The 1843-nt window shown below is 67.8% G+C and carries 2 protein-coding genes and 1 pseudogene; 2 read left to right on the forward strand and 1 reads right to left on the reverse strand.

From position 1 onward, the window contains the following. Positions 1–45: 45 nt before the first annotated feature. Entirely contained in the window at positions 46–525 is a 480-nt protein-coding gene (locus ACFW2E_RS46195) for an NADPH-dependent FMN reductase (RefSeq protein ID WP_384477998.1), read from the forward strand. A gap of 207 nt (positions 526–732) precedes the next feature. Here the strand turns inward: ACFW2E_RS46195 and ACFW2E_RS46200 are convergent, their stop codons facing one another. Next, positions 733–933 carry a transposase gene (locus tag ACFW2E_RS46200; protein ID WP_384478001.1) on the reverse strand — a complete coding sequence of 67 codons (201 nt, stop codon included), beginning with the start codon at positions 931–933 and terminating at the stop codon, positions 733–735. Here ACFW2E_RS46200 and ACFW2E_RS46205 point away from each other — a divergent pair. Then, positions 923–1740, forward strand: a pseudogene (locus ACFW2E_RS46205) (Tn3 family transposase); the annotation flags it as partial. The gene ACFW2E_RS46200 and the pseudogene ACFW2E_RS46205 overlap by 11 nt on opposite strands. Between the last annotated feature and the right edge of the window lie 103 nt (positions 1741–1843).

Genomic DNA, 1843 nt, shown 5'->3' on the forward strand with positions numbered 1-1843 from the left:
CTTTTTGTTGTGTGGGGGGTTGTTTTTTTTTTTTTTAATTTGATTGTGTCGCTCATACCCGCCCCCCCCTACTTCCCCGGGCGTCTTCCCGCCGCCCCCGCCCCGCGCGCCCCCGCCCGCTACACCCAGCCCTACACCCAGCAGTGGGCGCAGACCGTTGCCGCCTACGACGGCTACGTGATCGTCACCCCCGAGTACAACCGGTCCTTCCCCGGCGTCCTGAAGAACGCACTCGACCGCGTTTACGCGGAATGGAACAACAAGGCCGTCGGCATCATCTCCTACGGCGTCGACGGCGGCGTCCGCGCCGCCGAAGCGCTGCGGCCCGTCCTCGGAGCCCTCCAGCTCGCCGACGTCGGTGCCGAGGTCACCCTCAACCTGCGCACCGACTTCCGCGATTTCGGCGCCACCTTCACACCCGCGGAGCACCAGGCAGCCTCGCTGACCACCCTGCTCGACCAGGTGGTGTCCTGGAGTGCCGCACTCGCCACCGTCCGCTACAGCTCAGCGACCGCTCAGCCCTGACCCGGCGGCACAACCGTTGCCCCGTCGAGACACCGGTCCGGTTGACGTAGCGGACCGCGTCGATCACGGCTCGCCGGGAGGCGTCCAGCGGAGACAACCCTGAAAACACCATCTGCACAAGCTCGTTGACGTCCTTCACGCGGATCTCAACGACTCTCACGACTCTCCGTCACCACCGAATGGATGCTGTTGGTGATGTTCGCTTGGTCAACTGCAAGGCGGAAGTTGGGTGTTCTGGCAGATCCGCTGGAACGGGGTGAGCGGCCGTGGTGGCCTGGGTGGTGTGGTGCCGGGCCGGAAGCATTCACTGAGGCGGACGATGTTGGCGCCAGCGGCAGTGAGGACGTGCTGGACGTGTACCTTCGCCAGTGCGCGGTAGCGGCAGTGGCGCAAGCCATGGGCGTGCATGATCAACGATCAGGCGGCGGGGCTGGGCGGGAAGGTGGTGGCCGGCACTCCGCGCGACTCGCTGTACGTGCTGGACGTCCTCTACGACCGCGAGGGCGGCAAGCGCCCCGAGATGATCGTCACGGACACCGCTTCTTACAGCGACATCGTCTTCGGCCTGCTCACCCTGACCGGGTTCGCGTACGCGCCGCAGCTCGCCGATCTGCCGGACCAGAAGATGTGGCGCATGGACCGTAGTGCCGACTACGCGCCTTCCAGGACGCCGCCTGCGGCCGGGTCGACCTCGCCCGTATCGAACGCCACTGGGAGGACATCCTGCGGATTTTCGGCTCCATCCACACCGGCGCAGTCCGTGCGCACGACGTCATCCGCATACTCTCTCGCGACGGCCGCCCCACTCCGCTCGGCGACGCGATCGCGCACTACGGGCGGATCGCGAAGACCCTGCACATCCTGCGCCTGGCCGACGAGCCCGGCTACCGCAGGCAGATCAAGAATCAGGCCAACCTCCAGGAGGTTCGCCGTTCCCTGGCCCGGAAGATCTTCCACGGCAGGCACGGGCAGCCTTACCAGCGCTACCACGTCGGCATGGAAGACCGGATCGGGGCACTGGGGTACGTCCTGAACGCCCTCGTCCTGTTCAACACTCGGTACACGGCCGCCGCGGTGAACCAGGTGCGCGCGGACGGCTTCGACGTCTGCGACGAGGACGTGGCCCGCCTCTCGCCGTTCGTGCGGCACCACATCAACATGCCTGGCCGGTACTCCTTCCAGCTCCCCGACCTGCCCGGCGGCCTCCGGCCCGTCGTGATGCGGACGCCGCCGACGAGTAGCGAAGCGGGGGGGGGGGGGGCGGGCGGCGCCGCCCCGGCGCGCGGGGGGGGTTTGGGGTGGGTAAAGCGGGCCCCGC

Origin of the sequence: Streptomyces sp. NPDC058964, from assembly GCF_042741275.1 — a bacterium.
Taxonomy (GTDB): domain Bacteria; phylum Actinomycetota; class Actinomycetes; order Streptomycetales; family Streptomycetaceae; genus Streptomyces.

Bases quoted from the DNA above. Each gene is read 5' to 3' on its own strand.
- ACFW2E_RS46200 (WP_384478001.1), bottom strand. From the start codon at position 933: ATGCACGCCCATGGCTTGCGCCACTGCCGCTACCGCGCACTGGCGAAG.